The following is a 13,896-nucleotide window of genomic DNA, read 5'->3' as shown; positions in this document are numbered from 1 at the left end:
TCCAGCTTCCAGCTTCAGGCGGCCGCTGCGTCGAATTGCAGACGGGCCAGCCGGGCATAGAGACCGTCGCGCGCGATGAGTTGGTCATGCCTGCCCTGATCCACGATCCGCCCCTGATCCATGACGATGATCCTGTCCGCGTTCCGAACGGTCGCCAGCCTGTGCGCAATTACTAGCGTCGTCCGATCCTGCATCAGCCGTTCAAGCGCGTCCTGCACCAGCTTTTCGGATTCGGCGTCGAGCGCGGATGTCGCCTCATCCAGCAGCAGCACCGGCGCATTGCGCAATACTGCCCTTGCGATCGACAGCCGCTGGCGCTGGCCGCCCGACAGGCGAGCGCCGCCTTCGCCCATGAAGGTGTCGAGCCCATCCGGCAGCGCCTTCAGAAAATCGGCAGCATTCGCCGTTTCCGCCGCCGCCCATAGCTCGTCCTCACGTGCGTCCCAGCGTCCGTAGCGCAGATTGTCACGCGCGGAGGCGGCGAAAATGACGCTCTCCTGCGGGACAACCGCGATGCGCGCCCGCAGGGCCGCCGGGTCTACCTTTGGCAGCGGTGTGCCGTCGACCTTCACCACGCCCTGCTGCGGATCGTAGAAACGCTGCACGAGCTGGAAGAGGGTGGTCTTGCCCGCCCCGGAAGGCCCCACGATCGCGACCGTTTCGCCGGGTACGACCTCAAGCGAGAAATCGACAAGTGCGGCGAGATCAGGCCGGGTCGGGTAGAAGAACGTCACCTGATCAAAGCTGACCCGGCCCTGCGGGGGCTCCGGCAGTTTTACCGGATGGGCGGGCGCCTTGATTTCCGGGACCGCCTCGAGCAACTCGGCAAGGCGGCCTGCCGCGCCCGCGCCTCTCAAAAGATCGCCGTAAACCTCTGTCAGCGCGCCAAAAGCGCCCGCAACCAGACCACCGGTCAGCACAAAGGCTGCGATGGCCCCGCCCGATAGCCTGCCTGCCGCCACATCGCGCGCGCCCTCCCACAGGACAAGAACGATCGCCCCGAAGATCAGGCCGATAACGATCGCCGTCATCACCGCCCGGATGGCGACGCGCATGCGTGCGGTGCCGAACGCCCGTTCGACGGCGCTTCCGAAGCGTTCGGCCTCGCGGCCTTCCTGGGTGAAGGCCTGGACGATCTTCATCGCGCCAAGCGTCTCGGAGATGAGCGCGCCCAGATCGGCGATCCGGTCCTGACTCGCGCGCGAAAAGCTCCGGACCCGTCGGCCAAGCAGCACGATAGGACCGATAACGAGCGGAATGCCCAGCAGCAGCATGCCCGCAAGCTTAGGGGAAAGGGTGAACAGATAGATGATCCCGCCAACGCCCATCACGATGTTACGCAGCGCGATGGATGCGGTGCTTCCGACCACCTGCTCGATGACGGAAGTGTCAGCCGTCAGACGCGAAGCGATTTCCGACGGCCGGTTTTCTTCAAAGAAGCCGGGGGCAAGCGTCAGCAGATGATTGTGTACGGACAGCCGGATGTCCGCGACCACGCGCTCGCCAAGCCATGACACGAAATAGAAGCGGCAGGCCGTCGCCACCGCGAGCACGCCCACTACTGCCAGCAGGCCGTAGAAATAGGGCGCGATGTCGCCCGTTCCCCCGGCCCCGGCAAAACCCTTGTCGATCACAAGCATGAAGCCGCGCGGGATGGCGAGAGTGGCGGTCGCGGCCACCACCAGGGCAATCAATGCCCCGATGAGCTTTCCCGGATAATGGCGCACGAAACCCCAAAGCAGCGCCAGCTTTGAAAGCTTGCGCGGCGGCTCCGTCGCCGCCGGAGAGGAGGTTTCTATGCGATCAGCTTTGGGGGCGCTTGCCATATCGCGGCCTGCCTAGCAGCGTCGCGGCGCAGGCTCAATGAGCGGCACGGATTAATGCTATTTCAGCAGCACCAGTTCCTCGGCCATCGTCGGGTGGATGGCCACGCAATCGTCGAACTGCGCCTTGGTGAGCCGCGCCTTCACTGCAACGGCCACCATCTGCAGGATTTCGGGAGCGTCGGGGCCGATCAGATGCGCGCCCACCACGCGCTGGGTCGTATCGTCCACCACCAGCTTGTAGAGCGCCCGCTCGTTCCGTTCGGCGAGCACATTCTTCATCGGTCGAAAATCGGATGTGTAGACTTTCACTGCGCCAAGCCGGTTGCGGGCCTCGGCCTCGGTCATACCGACGCCGCCAAGCGGCGGATGGCTGAAAACGGCCGAAGGAATGCAGTCATAGCTGACCGTCGACGGCTTTCCGCCAAAGACAGTGTCGGCAAATGCCTGGCCTTCGCGAATCGCCACTGGGGTAAGCTGGACCCGGTTGGTGACGTCGCCCACCGCATAGATGGAGGGACAGGTGGACTGGCTGTGCTCGTCGACCTTCACCGCGCCATCGGCGTTCAACTCCACGCCCGCCGCTTCAAGCCCGAGCCCGTCCGTATTGGGGACGCGGCCCGTGGCGAACATCAATATGTCGCAATCCACCGGATCGCCGCCGCCGAGATGGACGCTCAAAGACCCATTCGCTTTCTTCTCGACCTTCCTGAACGGCGCGTTGAAGCGGAACTGGATGCCCTTGGTCATTGAAATCTGCAGCAGCCGGTCGCGGATCTGCTCGTCATAGCCGCGCAGAATCTGGTCGGAACGGTTGACGATGGTGACGTCCGCCCCGAATTCGTTGAAGATTCCGGCGAACTCGTTGGCGATATAGCCACCCCCGGCGATGACGATGCGCTTCGGCAGCTTTTCAAGATGAAAGGCGTCGTTCGACGTGATCCCCAGTTCATTGCCGGGGCAGTCGGGCACCTGCGGCCGCGCGCCGACTGCGATCAGGATCTTGCCCGCGCTCACTTCCCGGCCGCCCACGCTGACCATGTTCGGGCCCGTCACCACGGCGCGGTCGTGAATGATCTCCACCGAATGATTCTGGAGCGTCTGGGTGTAGAGGCCGTTCAGCCGCTCCACCTCGGCCAGCACATTGTCGCGAAGCGTACCCCAGTTGAACGTCGCGCCTTCGATTTCCCAGCCGAACCGGCGTGCGTCCTCCAGATCCTCGGCAAAATGCGCGCCATAGACCAGCAGCTTCTTCGGGACGCAGCCGCGGATCACGCAGGTGCCGCCGACCTTATGCTCTTCCGCCACCGCGACCCGCGCGCCATGTGCTGCCGCGACCCGCGCCGCCCGCACGCCGCCCGATCCGGCGCCGATGACGAACAGGTCATAGTCATAGCTTCTGGTCATCGGTGCGCTCCATAAACCTTTTTGCGGCGTATGCCCCCGGGCCTAGCCGGGCAACGCACATACATCAAACGGACATTATCGTTGAGACTGATCGAGCGTGGCTTTCGCATTTTCCCAATCACGTCCGTCGAATGACCGCACGGTCACGTTCAGCCCGTGATCCGGGTCCAGGCAACGCAGATTGACGCTGATGCCCTGGGGGTGGGAACGGGGCCGGTAAAAGCTCTTTATCCCGCATGTCGCGCAGAAGATGTGTCTGGCCTTGCCGCTGCCGAAGCGATAGCTCGTCGTCTCCGACTTGCCATCCGTCAGCCGGAAGGCGCTTTCGGGCACGATCAGGTGCAGATAGCCCGTCATCGCGCAGACCGAGCAGTTGCAGTCCAGCACTTCGACATCTGCCGAGGGAAGATCGGCCTCGAAATGGACGAGGCCGCAATGGCAGCCGCCGCTGACGGTGATCGACATGGCATACTCCTGATTGCGAAGCCGTGGCGTGCGGCCTAGGGAGAGGCGCTATGTCGAGGTTTGACGCCGATTTTGCAACCGTTCTGGACGCTGCGGCCGCAGTGGGGAACAGGCGTGTCCTCAAGACGGCAGACCCCGAGGGCGCTGCCCGCATGCGGCGGGAAGGGCGGCTCCTCACCGATTTTTCCGGCAATGATTATCTGGGGCTCAGCCACCATCCGCTCCTGAAGGAAAGGGCGGGGGAATGGGCCGCGCGCTGGGGCGCAGGCAGCGGCGCGTCCCGCCTTGTCAACGGAACGCGCTCCATCCACAGTGCGGTCGAAGAAAGGCTGGCCGGGCTGAAGGGTACGGAGGCGGCCCTGATCTTCGCCTCGGGCTGGCAGGCGAACGCCAGCATCCTGCCCGCGCTGTTCAGTGGCTGCGTTCAGCCCGCGACGGTCTTCACCGACCGGCTGATCCACGCCAGCCTGCACCATGGTTGCGCTGCGGCGGGGGTGAGGCAGGTCCGCTTCCGCCATAACGACTATGACCATCTTGAAGAGCTGCTTGCCGCGCGCGCGGGTGAGCCGGGCCGGCGCTTCATCATCACCGAAGGCGTGTTCAGCATGGATGGCGACCAGGCGGACGTCGCCCGTCTCGGCCAGATCGCGCGACGTCATGACGCCTTTCTCTATCTGGACGAGGCGCATGCGACAGGCGTGCTCGGGCCGCGCGGCATGGGCCTGTCCGGCCTGCATCCCGGAGAGGTCGATCTCTCCATGGGAACGTTCAGCAAGGGGCTTGGCAGCTTTGGCGCTTATGTCGCGGGCTCGCGGGTGCTGTGCGACTATCTGGTGAACGCCTGTGGCGGCTTCATCTATTCCACCGCGCCGCCGCCATCCGTGCTGGGCGCGATCGACGCCGCGCTGGACCTGATACCGGATATGGACCGCGAGCGGTCGCGGCTTTCAGAGATGGCCGACATGGTGCGCGGTCGCTTTCGCACCGCCGGGATCGATACCGGCCTGTCGTCGACCCAGATCGTTCCGGCGATCATTGGGGAGAGCGAAGCGACGCTGGCTCTCAGCGCGGCGCTGGAGGACGCGGGGATATTGGCAAGCGCAATCCGCCCGCCAACGGTGCCGAAAGGCACGGCGCGAATCCGCTTCACGCTGAGCGCCGCCCATTCAGACGATGACGTGGCGCAGATGGTGGAAACTGTCGTTCGCCTGGCGGCGCGCTGATGTTTCGCTTCGTGCATGGCTGGGGCTTCGATGCCGCGCTGTGGGACGCGATGCGCGCGACGCTGGGCGGCGACGCATCCGACCTAGGCTATTTTGGGGAGCTAAGGGAATTCGGCGATGATGGGCGGCCGTTCGTTGCGGTCGGTCATTCGCTTGCCGCGCTTCTCTGGCTGAAGGCGCTTCCGCCGAATTGCGCTGGGCTGGTCGCCATCAACGGCTTCGACAGATTCGCTGGCGAACCGGGCGATCCCACGGCCGTGCCGCGCCGGATGGTGGAACGGATGATCGCGCGCTTTCGTGAGCGCCCCGCGCAGGTTCTGGTGGATTTCCGCGAACGCTGCGGGGCGGAGAGACCGGTCACGGCCACGTTGCAGACGGAGCGGCTGTTGCAGGAACTTGAGGTGCTGCGCGATACCGACGCCCGCGAAGCCGCGCGGCGGCTGCATTGCCCGGTTCTGGTGCTTCACGGGAATGAAGACGCGATATTGCCGCCCGCCATGCGTGAAGCCGTGTTCTCCGGCAGTCGTCATGTGAAGCGCCACGCGCTTTCAGGTCATGGGCATCTTCTGCCGCTCACCGCGCCCGAGTGGTGCGCGGAGCATGTGCGCGCCTTTGCGCAGCGGCTCCCGGGTCTGGTGTCATGAACAAGCGGCTGATCGGCGGCGCGTTTGGAGCCGCGCTGCGCTATGACGACGAGGCGCATGTCCAGCGCGAAGTGGCGCAGGGTCTTGCCGCCCATATCGCGGGACTGCCGGTGCGGCGTGATCCGAGATTGCTTGAGATCGGCTGCGGCACCGGACTGCTTACCTCCGCGCTGGTGGAGGAGGGGCTGTCCGGCGATTGGGTGGTAAGCGATCTATCGCCCGTCATGGCCGCACGCTGTCGGGAAGGGCTGGGGGGGGCGCGCGGTCATTTCCGCTATGTCGCGATGGACGGCGAGCGCCCCTGCTTTGCCCCGGACGTGCGTTTCGACCTTGTCTGCTCAAGTCTCGCCTTTCAGTGGTTCCATGATCTTGAAGGCGCGGTGGCGACGCTGTGCGGCCTGATTGCACCGGGCGGCCATCTGGCGTTCACCACCCTGGCGGAAGGAAGCTTTGACGAGTGGCGTGCGGCGCATCGCATCTGGGGGCTGAAGGAAGCCGTGCCCGCATATCCGTCCGTTGCGTCGCTTCGCGCAATGGCGCCGGGCGGACATGAGGCGGACATCTTCGACTTTCGAATTCAGCCGCGCTTTGCCGATGCAAAGGCCTTTCTGGGGCATTTGCGGGGGCTTGGCGCGCATGTGCCGAAGGGTGGGGCCGCACCCCTGTCGCCGGGCGCGCTCCGCCGCGTGATGCGCGTGTTCGAGGATTCGGGGGCCGCCGCAACCTATCATGTTGCGGTTTGCACCTTCCGCAAGCTGGCGTAAGCCGTGCCGATGGCAGGGCTGTTTATCACCGCAAGCGGAACCGACATCGGCAAGACCGTAGTCACCGCCCTGCTTGCGCGCCAGTTGAGGGCGAGGGGCCAGACACCGGATGTGCTGAAGCCCGTGCTGAGCGGTTTTGATCCGGCGACGCCCGCAACCAGCGACGCAGGCGTGTTGCTCAGCGCACTGGACCTGCCGGTGACAGCGACCGCGCTTGATCGCATCTCGCCGTGGCGCTTCCGCGCCCCGCTCTCGCCCGACATGGCGGCGGCGAGGGAGGGGCGGACGGTGCCTTTCGATGATCTTGTCGATCATTGCCGCGATAGGTTGGCGGCGGCGGCCGGGCCGCTGCTGATCGAGGGCGTCGGGGGTGCGATGGTGCCGCTTGACGACTGCCACACCGTGCTTGACTGGATGGCGGCGCTCGCCTTGCCCGCGCTCCTCGTGTCGGGCACCTATCTGGGCGCGATCAGCCACACGCTGACGGCGCTGGCAGCACTTGATGCGCGCGGCATCAGCGTGAGCGGGATCGTTCTCAGTACCTCGGCGGGAAGTTCGGTCGATGCGGGTGAGACCCGGGAACCGATCGCGCGGTTCGCGGCCGTGCCGGTTATCGTCCTGCCACGTCTTGCGATCGGCGCGGACGGTGTGCCCTCCTCGGTTGAAGCGCCCGATCTAACGGGGTTGGTTACATGAACCGAACGGCTCTGGATCAGACTCTCTCGGCCTACTCTCGCGTCACCCTCACCATAACGTCGGCTATTCGTGCAACGTCGTCCAGATCGGTCGTGAGCGGCGGCGTGGTGTAGATGATGTTGCCGAACGGGCGCAGCCATATGCCTTCTTCGATAAACCGCGCCTTCAGCCAGTCGGAATCGCGCATCCGCGTCAGCTCTATGACGCCGAGCGCGCCCTTGGTACGCACATCGGCGACTCCCGGCGTGCCCCGCACGGCCTCAAGCCGCTCCGCCAACAGCGCCCCGATGGCGCGGGCTTGATCCAGACGCGGTTCCTGCTCGAACAGATCGAGCGAGGCATTGGCGGCGGCGCAGGCCAGCGCATTGCCCATATAGGTGGGGCCGTGCATCAGCGCCTTTGCCGGATCGTCGGACAGGAATGCGTCGAACACCCGGTCGCGGGCGATGGTGGCCGATAGCGGCAGCGTGCCGCCGGTCAACGCCTTTGAAAGCGTGATGATATCTGGTGTTACGCCTGCTTCCTCGCACGCAAACAAAGCCTCGCCCAGCCGCCCGAAGCCGACGAATATTTCATCGAATATGAGGAGCGCGCCGTGCCGGTCGCACGCCGCCCGCAGATGGCGGAGCATCTCGGCGTCGTGAAACCGCATGCCGCCCGCACCCTGCACCAGCGGCTCCACCAGCACGGCGGCAATCTCAGCGCCATGCTTCTCAAGCGCGGCATCCACGGAGTCAGGGGTCAGATCGACGACGAACTGATCGGGCACCACGCCGCGAAACATGCCGTGCATGCCCTCGTCGGGGTCGCACACGCTCATCGTCGCCAGCGTGTCGCCATGATAGCCGCCGGTAAAGCTCAGGAAGCGGGTGCGCCGTTCCCCCTGGTTCAGCCAATATTGCACCGCCATCTTCATCGCGATTTCGACGGCGACCGAGCCGGATTCGGAAAAGAACACATGGTCGAGATCGGCCGGCAGAAGCGCCGCCAGCCGTGTCGCCAGCCTGTAGGCCTGCTCATGCGCGAGCCCGCCCAGCATCACATGGGGCAGGGTCTTCAACTGCCGTTCGACGGTCGTTTCGATATGGGGATGGCGATAGCCGTGCGCCGCAGTCCACCAGCTCGCGATGCCGTCCACCAGCTCGCGCCCGTCGGCCAGTTTCAGCCGCGATCCGCTGGCAGATACCACGGGCAATTGCGCCCCGGCAGTCTTCATCTGCGTATAGGGCAGCCAGACATGCCGCTGCCCCGCCGCCAGCCAGTCGGGCGTCGTCACGCGCCGGACTTGACGGTCTGGATCACCTCGAAGCCTTCAAAACGGGGGTGCCCCAGATAGAGCGGCTTGTTGTCGCCCGCATTGCGATGGGCCTGACGGAAGGCATCGGAACGGGTCCACTCTTCGAAGTCCTCGCGCGAGCGCCAAATGGTATGCGACGAATAGAGCGTGTGGTCGTCGGCGCTTGGCCCCCGCAACAGGTGGAACTCGACGAAGCCCGGCACGCCTTCCAGAAAGGTGTCGCGGGAAAGCCAGACATTCTCGAAGGCCTTTTCCTCGCCCGGCAGCACCTGAAAGCGGTTCATGGCGATAAACATAAGGGTCACTCCACGGTAACGCTCTTCGCCAGATTGCGTGGCTGGTCCACGTCCGTGCCTTTTGCGACGGCGACATGATAGGCGAGAAGCTGAACCGGGATAGCATAGACCATCGGCGCGATGAATGCGTCCACATGCGGCATTTCGATGGTGGCGAGACAGTCTTCGGCGGCGGCGCGAAGCCCCTCCGGGTCCGAGATCAGCACCACCTGGCCGCCGCGCGCCTGCACCTCCTGCATGTTCGACACGGTCTTTTCAAACAGCGGGCCGGAAGGTGCCATGACGATCACCGGCACATTCTCGTCGATCAGGGCGATTGGGCCGTGCTTCAGCTCGCCCGCCGCATAGCCTTCGGCATGGATATAGCTGATTTCCTTCAGCTTCAGCGCGCCTTCCAGCGCCAGCGGATAGTCCGGACCGCGCCCCATGTAGAGGACGTCACGCGCCTTGGCGATCACCGGGGCCATTTCCTCGATGGCCGCGTCATGGGCAAGCGCGGCGTTCATGGCGGCGGGAACTTCGGCCAGCAGATTGACGATGCGCTTTTCCTCGGCGGCGTCCAGACGCCCCCTGGCGCGCGCAAGATTGGCTGCAAAGGCGGCAAGCACGCCAAGCTGGCAGGTAAAGGCCTTGGTGGAGGCGACGCCGATTTCCGGCCCCGCATGGGTTGGCAGCACCAGATCGGCCTCGCGCGCCATGGAGGAGGAGGCGACGTTCACCACCACCGCCGTCTTCTGCCCGTTTTCCGCTGCGTGGCGGAGCGCGGCCAGCGTATCGGCCGTCTCGCCCGACTGGCTGATGAAGAGCGCCATGCCGCCTTCCTCAAGCACGGGCGCGCGGTAGCGGAACTCCGAGGCGATATCCAGTTCCACCGGCACCCGTGCGAGCTGCTCGATCCAGTATTTGGCGACCATTCCGGCATAATAGCTCGTGCCGCATGCAACGATGCTGATGCGCCGGATCTCCGCCAGATCGAACGGGAGCGCGGGCAGGGCGACCTGCTCCTCCAGCGGGCGGAGATAGGCGCCAAGCGTCTGCGCGACGACCACAGGCTGCTCGAAAATCTCCTTCTGCATGAAGTGGCGGTGATTGCCCTTGTCGATCAGCGCGCCGGTGACGCCCGACACGGTGATCGGCCGGTCCACCGGCTTGTCGTTGCGGTCATAGATGGACACCTTGTCGCGGGTGATCACCACCCAGTCGCCTTCTTCCAGATAGGCGATGCGCTGGGTGAGCGGGGCAAGTGCGATGGCGTCCGATCCGAGATAGGTTTCGCCGTCGCCATAGCCGATCACCAGCGGCGAGCCGAGCCGCGCGCCGATCAGCAGGTCGGGGTGCTGGCGGAACAATATGGCGAGCGCAAAGGCACCGCGCAGGCGCTTCAACGAACGGCTGACCGCCTGTTCCGGTGTCGCGCCCGCCTCGATCTCGCGGCTGATGAGATGGGCGGCCACTTCGGTATCGGTCTGCGATTCAAAGCTGCGCCCGCTGGCCTGAAGCTCTTCCCGCAATTCCTTGAAGTTTTCGATGATGCCGTTGTGGACCAGCGATACCTCAAGCGTTGCGTGCGGGTGGGCGTTGCTGGTGGTGGGCGCGCCGTGCGTCGCCCAGCGGGTATGTGCGATTCCGACCCGTCCGGTCAGCGGATCGGCGGAAAGCGTCTTCGCCAGATTATCGAGCTTTCCTTCGGCGCGCCGCCGTTCGATATGCCCGTCGACGATGGTCGAGACGCCCGCCGAGTCATAGCCGCGATATTCCAGCCGCCTCAGCCCTTCGACCAGCCGGTCGGTTACCTCGTCCTTGCCCAGAATGCCGATGATGCCGCACATGATTATTCCGTATCCGTTCGTGTCGAGCGAAGTCGAGACATGCTTGCTCCCGTCCCTCGACTTCGCTCGGGACGAACGGGAGCGGCCAACATCAACCCTTGGCCTTTTTCCGTTCCGCCATCGTTGCGCGGAACTTCGCGGCCCAGCCAGGCATATTCGCCTGCCGCGCGCGCGCGACGGCAAGCGCGTCGGCCTCCACGTCCATCGTGACGACCGATCCCGCGCCGACAACCGCGCCGTCGCCGATCTTGACGGGCGCGACCAGCGCGCTGTTGGAGCCGATGAATGCGCCTGCGCCTATTTCCGTGCGATATTTCAGGAAGCCGTCATAGTTGCAGGTGATGGTCCCCGCGCCGATGTTGGCGTTGGCGCCGACGCTGGCGTCGCCGATATAGCTCAGGTGATTGGCCTTTGCGCCCGCGCCGAGCGTTGCGGCCTTCACCTCCACGAAATTGCCGACGCGCGCCTTCTCGCCGATTACCGCGCCCGGCCTCAGGCGGGCATAAGGGCCGACCTTCGCGCCGGATTTCACCGTCGCGCCTTCCAGATGGCTGAATGCGTGGATCACCACGCCGTCTTCCACCTGCACACCGGGGCCGAACACCACATTGGGTTCCACAACAACATCTCGTCCGACAGCCGTATCATGGGAAAACCAGACCGTCTCTGGCGCGATCAGCGTAACCCCATCGGTCATGGCGGCGAGCCGGCGGCGGCGCTGCCATTCGGCTTCGACCAGCGCCAGTTCGGAACGGCTGTTGACGCCCGCCACTTCGTCCGCGCCGGTTTCCACGACCGCGCTTCGCCTGCCGTCGGCAGCGGCCAGCATCACGATGTCGGGCAGATAATATTCACCGGCAGCATTGCTGTTGCCCACGCGCGCGAGCAGGCCGAACAGATCGGTCGACCGCACCGCCATCAGGCCCGAGTTGCACAGATCGACCGCACGTTCGGCATCGGTCGCGTCCTTGTACTCGACCATCTTTTCGATGATGCCGTCTGGCCCTGCGATGACGCGGCCATAGGCCAGCGGATCGGTGGGGCGGAAGCCAAGCACCACCGCCGCAGGGCTGTCCGCCTCGTGCAGCCGGTCCAGCATCCGCCGCATGGTGGCCGTGGTCACCAGCGGAACATCGCCATAGAGGATCAGGACATCACCGTCGAACCCGGCCAGCACACCCTTTGCCTGAAGCACGGCATGGCCGGTGCCAAGCTGCGGCTCCTGTGTCACCAATTTGACATCCAGCCCGGCTAGCGCCGATTCCACCTGTTCGCGGCGCGCGCCCGCAACCACGACCTGGCGTTCGGGGTCCAGCGCCGCCACGCTGTCGAGCAGGTGAAACAGCATCGGCCGCCCGGCGAGGGGGTGGAGCACTTTATGAAGGTCCGACTTCATCCGTGTTCCCATTCCGGCGGCGAGTACGACGGCGGCGATCGGAGTGGACGGCATGAGTTTTCCCGTTGATGAAGCCCGTTCGAGGCGGCGATGCCACAGAAACCTTGCCAAAGCCATAGGATCACCGGCACAGCTGGCGCCCATGAGCGCATTTCCATTTGATCTCGTCGTTTTCGATCTCGACGGTACGTTGGTGGACACCGGACCCGATCTCACGGCGGCCCTCAACCATGTGCTTCATCGCATGGGTCGCCAGACTGTGACCGAAGCCGCCGTGCGCGATATGGTTGGCCTTGGCGCGGCGAAGCTGCTGGAACGGGGGCTGGACGCCACCGGCGGCGGCACGCCGGAGATGGTGCAGGCAGGGCTTGCGGATTTTCTGAACTTTTACGGCGATAACATCTGCGTCCACTCGCGCCCCTATGCCGGCGTGGAACAGGCGATGGACCATCTGGAGACGCTGGGCTGCCGCCTTGCGATCTGCACCAACAAGCCCGAACGGATGAGCGCCGCGCTGATCTCATCGCTTGGGTGGGACGGCCGCTTTGCCGCCAATCTCGGCGGTGACAGCCTGCCTGTGCGCAAGCCCGATCCGCTGCACCTGACCGAAACCATCGCCAGGGCAGGGGGCGGCAGGGTCGCCTTTATCGGGGACTCGATTGTGGATGTGCTCACCGCAAGGGCAGCGGCCGTGCCGGTGATCACGGTCGCTTTCGGCTTTGCGGATCGTCCCGCCGATGAACTGGGCGGGGATGTGCTCATCCACCATTTCGACGAACTGGTTCCGGCGTTGCGCGAAATACGCCTGCCGGACGAATTGAATGACAGACGCGGTGCGTGACGCCAGCCGATTCTGGCTTGGCCGGATGGCGGTCGCGGGGCTTGCGGTCGCGACCGCCGCGATCGCCATCGGATTCGGTCTCGCGCCCTGGTGGGCGGTCATCATTCCCGCGGTTCTGTCAGCCGTCGCCGGCGCCTTGCTGGTGCAGGACCCGCCGTCCTATTCCGCAGCCGAGGCGAATGTGCCGTCGAGGGACAGCTATGATCCCCCGGCGCATGAACTGATCGAACGGATCGAGCATCCCTTCATCGTCGTCGATGCAAAGCGCCGGGTGGAGCTTGCCAATGCGATGGCGCGCAAACTGCTGGGCGAACATATCGTGGGGCAGGACGTGCGACTGGCGCTCCGCAACCCGGCAGCGGCGGCGCTGCTGACGGAGGGCGCGCCGCCCGGCTCCAGAACCGAACTCCTCGATCTGGGCGGACAGGATCAGCGGTGGGAACTGCTTGCCGACCCCATCGGAAACGACAAGCAGGCGGTACGCATCGTCGATCGCACGGCCCTGCGCGCGGCCGAAAAGATGCGCGTCGATTTCGTCGCCAACGCAAGCCATGAACTTCGCACCCCGCTGGCGACGCTGATCGGCTTTATTGAGACGCTTGAAGGTCCGGCGGTAGAGGATGCCGATGCCAGGCGGCGCTTCCTCGCCATCATGCGCGGCGAGGCGCAGCGCATGATCCGGCTGGTGGACGATCTGATGTCGCTGTCGCGAATCGAGGCCGACAAGCACCGGCAGCCGACGGCCCCCGTCGCGCTCATCCCGCTGGCAGAGGAGGTGCGCGACGCGCTGGGCCACCGGCTGGCCAAGGGAGAGCGGAAGATGCTGATCGACGCCGAGCCGGGGCTGCCGCCGGTCGCGGGCGACAGGGATCAGCTTCTCCAGCTTCTGCACAATCTGGTCGGCAACGCGATCAAATATGGGCGGCCGGGCACGACGGTCAAAGTCCGTCTGCGGCGCGACGGCGCGTCGATGGTGCGGCTGACGGTAGAGGATGAGGGGGAGGGAATTGCGGCCGAGCATCTCCCCCGGCTGACCGAGCGATTCTATCGAGTCGATCCCGGAAGGTCGCGTTCGGTCGGCGGCACGGGACTGGGGCTGGCGATCGTCAAGCATATCGTCGAGCGGCATCGCGGACAGCTGTTGATCGACAGTGAAATCGGCGTCGGAACCCGCGTCACCGCACTGCTACCGACCGCCGCTTCGCTGGGCTGAAC

13 protein-coding genes are annotated in these 13,896 nt (G+C 65.1%); 6 read left to right on the top strand and 7 right to left on the bottom strand.

Annotated features, from left to right (window positions below; all coding sequences use genetic code 11):
* Positions 1-14 precede the first annotated feature (14 nt).
* From BSL82_RS02630 to BSL82_RS02620, 3 genes are all read right to left on the bottom strand, one after another.
* A complete protein-coding gene (locus tag BSL82_RS02630) occupies positions 15-1,826 on the bottom strand; it encodes an ABC transporter transmembrane domain-containing protein (protein ID WP_072595911.1) in 1,812 nt (603 codons plus the stop codon).
* 57 nt (positions 1,827-1,883) lie between these two features.
* Positions 1,884-3,230, bottom strand: coding sequence for a glutathione-disulfide reductase (gor, locus tag BSL82_RS02625; RefSeq protein ID WP_072595910.1), 1,347 nt, complete (start codon positions 3,228-3,230; stop codon positions 1,884-1,886).
* Between the two features lie 75 nt (positions 3,231-3,305).
* A complete protein-coding gene (locus BSL82_RS02620; protein ID WP_226998596.1) occupies positions 3,306-3,695 on the bottom strand; it encodes a GFA family protein in 390 nt (129 codons plus the stop codon).
* 50 nt (positions 3,696-3,745) lie between these two features.
* Between BSL82_RS02620 and BSL82_RS02615 the strand changes: the two genes are divergently transcribed.
* The 4 genes from BSL82_RS02615 to bioD are packed head-to-tail and all read left to right on the top strand — an operon-like array spanning position 3,746 to position 7,022.
* Positions 3,746-4,918, top strand: a complete 1,173-nt coding sequence (locus BSL82_RS02615) for an aminotransferase class I/II-fold pyridoxal phosphate-dependent enzyme (protein ID WP_072595909.1) — start codon at positions 3,746-3,748, stop codon at positions 4,916-4,918.
* A complete protein-coding gene (locus BSL82_RS02610) occupies positions 4,918-5,562 on the top strand; it encodes an alpha/beta fold hydrolase (protein WP_072595908.1) in 645 nt (214 codons plus the stop codon). The genes BSL82_RS02615 and BSL82_RS02610 overlap by 1 nt, the downstream gene beginning before the upstream one ends.
* On the top strand, positions 5,559-6,326 hold the full coding sequence (locus BSL82_RS02605) for a methyltransferase domain-containing protein (RefSeq protein ID WP_072595907.1): 768 nt from the start codon (positions 5,559-5,561) through the stop codon (positions 6,324-6,326). The genes BSL82_RS02610 and BSL82_RS02605 overlap by 4 nt, the downstream gene beginning before the upstream one ends.
* 9 nt (positions 6,327-6,335) lie before the next feature.
* Positions 6,336-7,022 carry a dethiobiotin synthase gene (gene bioD, locus BSL82_RS02600; protein ID WP_072595906.1) on the top strand — a complete coding sequence of 229 codons (687 nt, stop codon included), beginning with the start codon at positions 6,336-6,338 and terminating at the stop codon, positions 7,020-7,022.
* A gap of 31 nt (positions 7,023-7,053) precedes the next feature.
* On the opposite strand, the gene BSL82_RS02595 is transcribed toward bioD, so the two are convergent.
* From BSL82_RS02595 to glmU, 4 genes are all read right to left on the bottom strand, one after another.
* On the bottom strand, positions 7,054-8,298 hold the full coding sequence (locus BSL82_RS02595) for an adenosylmethionine--8-amino-7-oxononanoate transaminase (protein ID WP_072595905.1): 1,245 nt from the start codon (positions 8,296-8,298) through the stop codon (positions 7,054-7,056).
* Entirely contained in the window at positions 8,295-8,615 is a 321-nt protein-coding gene (gene hmuQ, locus BSL82_RS02590) for a heme-degrading protein HmuQ (protein ID WP_072595904.1), read from the bottom strand. The genes BSL82_RS02595 and hmuQ overlap by 4 nt, the downstream gene beginning before the upstream one ends.
* 5 nt (positions 8,616-8,620) lie before the next feature.
* Positions 8,621-10,444 carry a glutamine--fructose-6-phosphate transaminase (isomerizing) gene (gene glmS, locus BSL82_RS02585; RefSeq protein ID WP_072595903.1) on the bottom strand — a complete coding sequence of 608 codons (1,824 nt, stop codon included), beginning with the start codon at positions 10,442-10,444 and terminating at the stop codon, positions 8,621-8,623.
* Positions 10,445-10,535: 91 nt separating this feature from the next.
* Positions 10,536-11,894, bottom strand: coding sequence for a bifunctional UDP-N-acetylglucosamine diphosphorylase/glucosamine-1-phosphate N-acetyltransferase GlmU (glmU, locus tag BSL82_RS02580; RefSeq protein ID WP_072595902.1), 1,359 nt, complete (start codon positions 11,892-11,894; stop codon positions 10,536-10,538).
* A gap of 88 nt (positions 11,895-11,982) precedes the next feature.
* On the opposite strand from glmU, the gene BSL82_RS02575 reads away from it, so the two are divergent.
* Together BSL82_RS02575 and BSL82_RS02570 are read left to right on the top strand one after the other, a co-directional pair.
* Entirely contained in the window at positions 11,983-12,681 is a 699-nt protein-coding gene (locus tag BSL82_RS02575) for an HAD family hydrolase (RefSeq protein ID WP_072595901.1), read from the top strand.
* Positions 12,662-13,894 carry a sensor histidine kinase gene (locus BSL82_RS02570; protein WP_226998592.1) on the top strand — a complete coding sequence of 411 codons (1,233 nt, stop codon included), beginning with the start codon at positions 12,662-12,664 and terminating at the stop codon, positions 13,892-13,894. Before BSL82_RS02575 ends, BSL82_RS02570 begins: the two co-directional genes overlap by 20 nt.
* The last annotated feature ends 2 nt before the right edge of the window (positions 13,895-13,896 follow it).

It is taken from the genome of Tardibacter chloracetimidivorans (assembly GCF_001890385.1).
Lineage (GTDB): Bacteria > Pseudomonadota > Alphaproteobacteria > Sphingomonadales > Sphingomonadaceae > Tardibacter > Tardibacter chloracetimidivorans.
The sequence above is the reverse complement of the archived record's forward strand: the minus strand, read 5'-3'. Positions and strand labels throughout refer to the sequence as shown.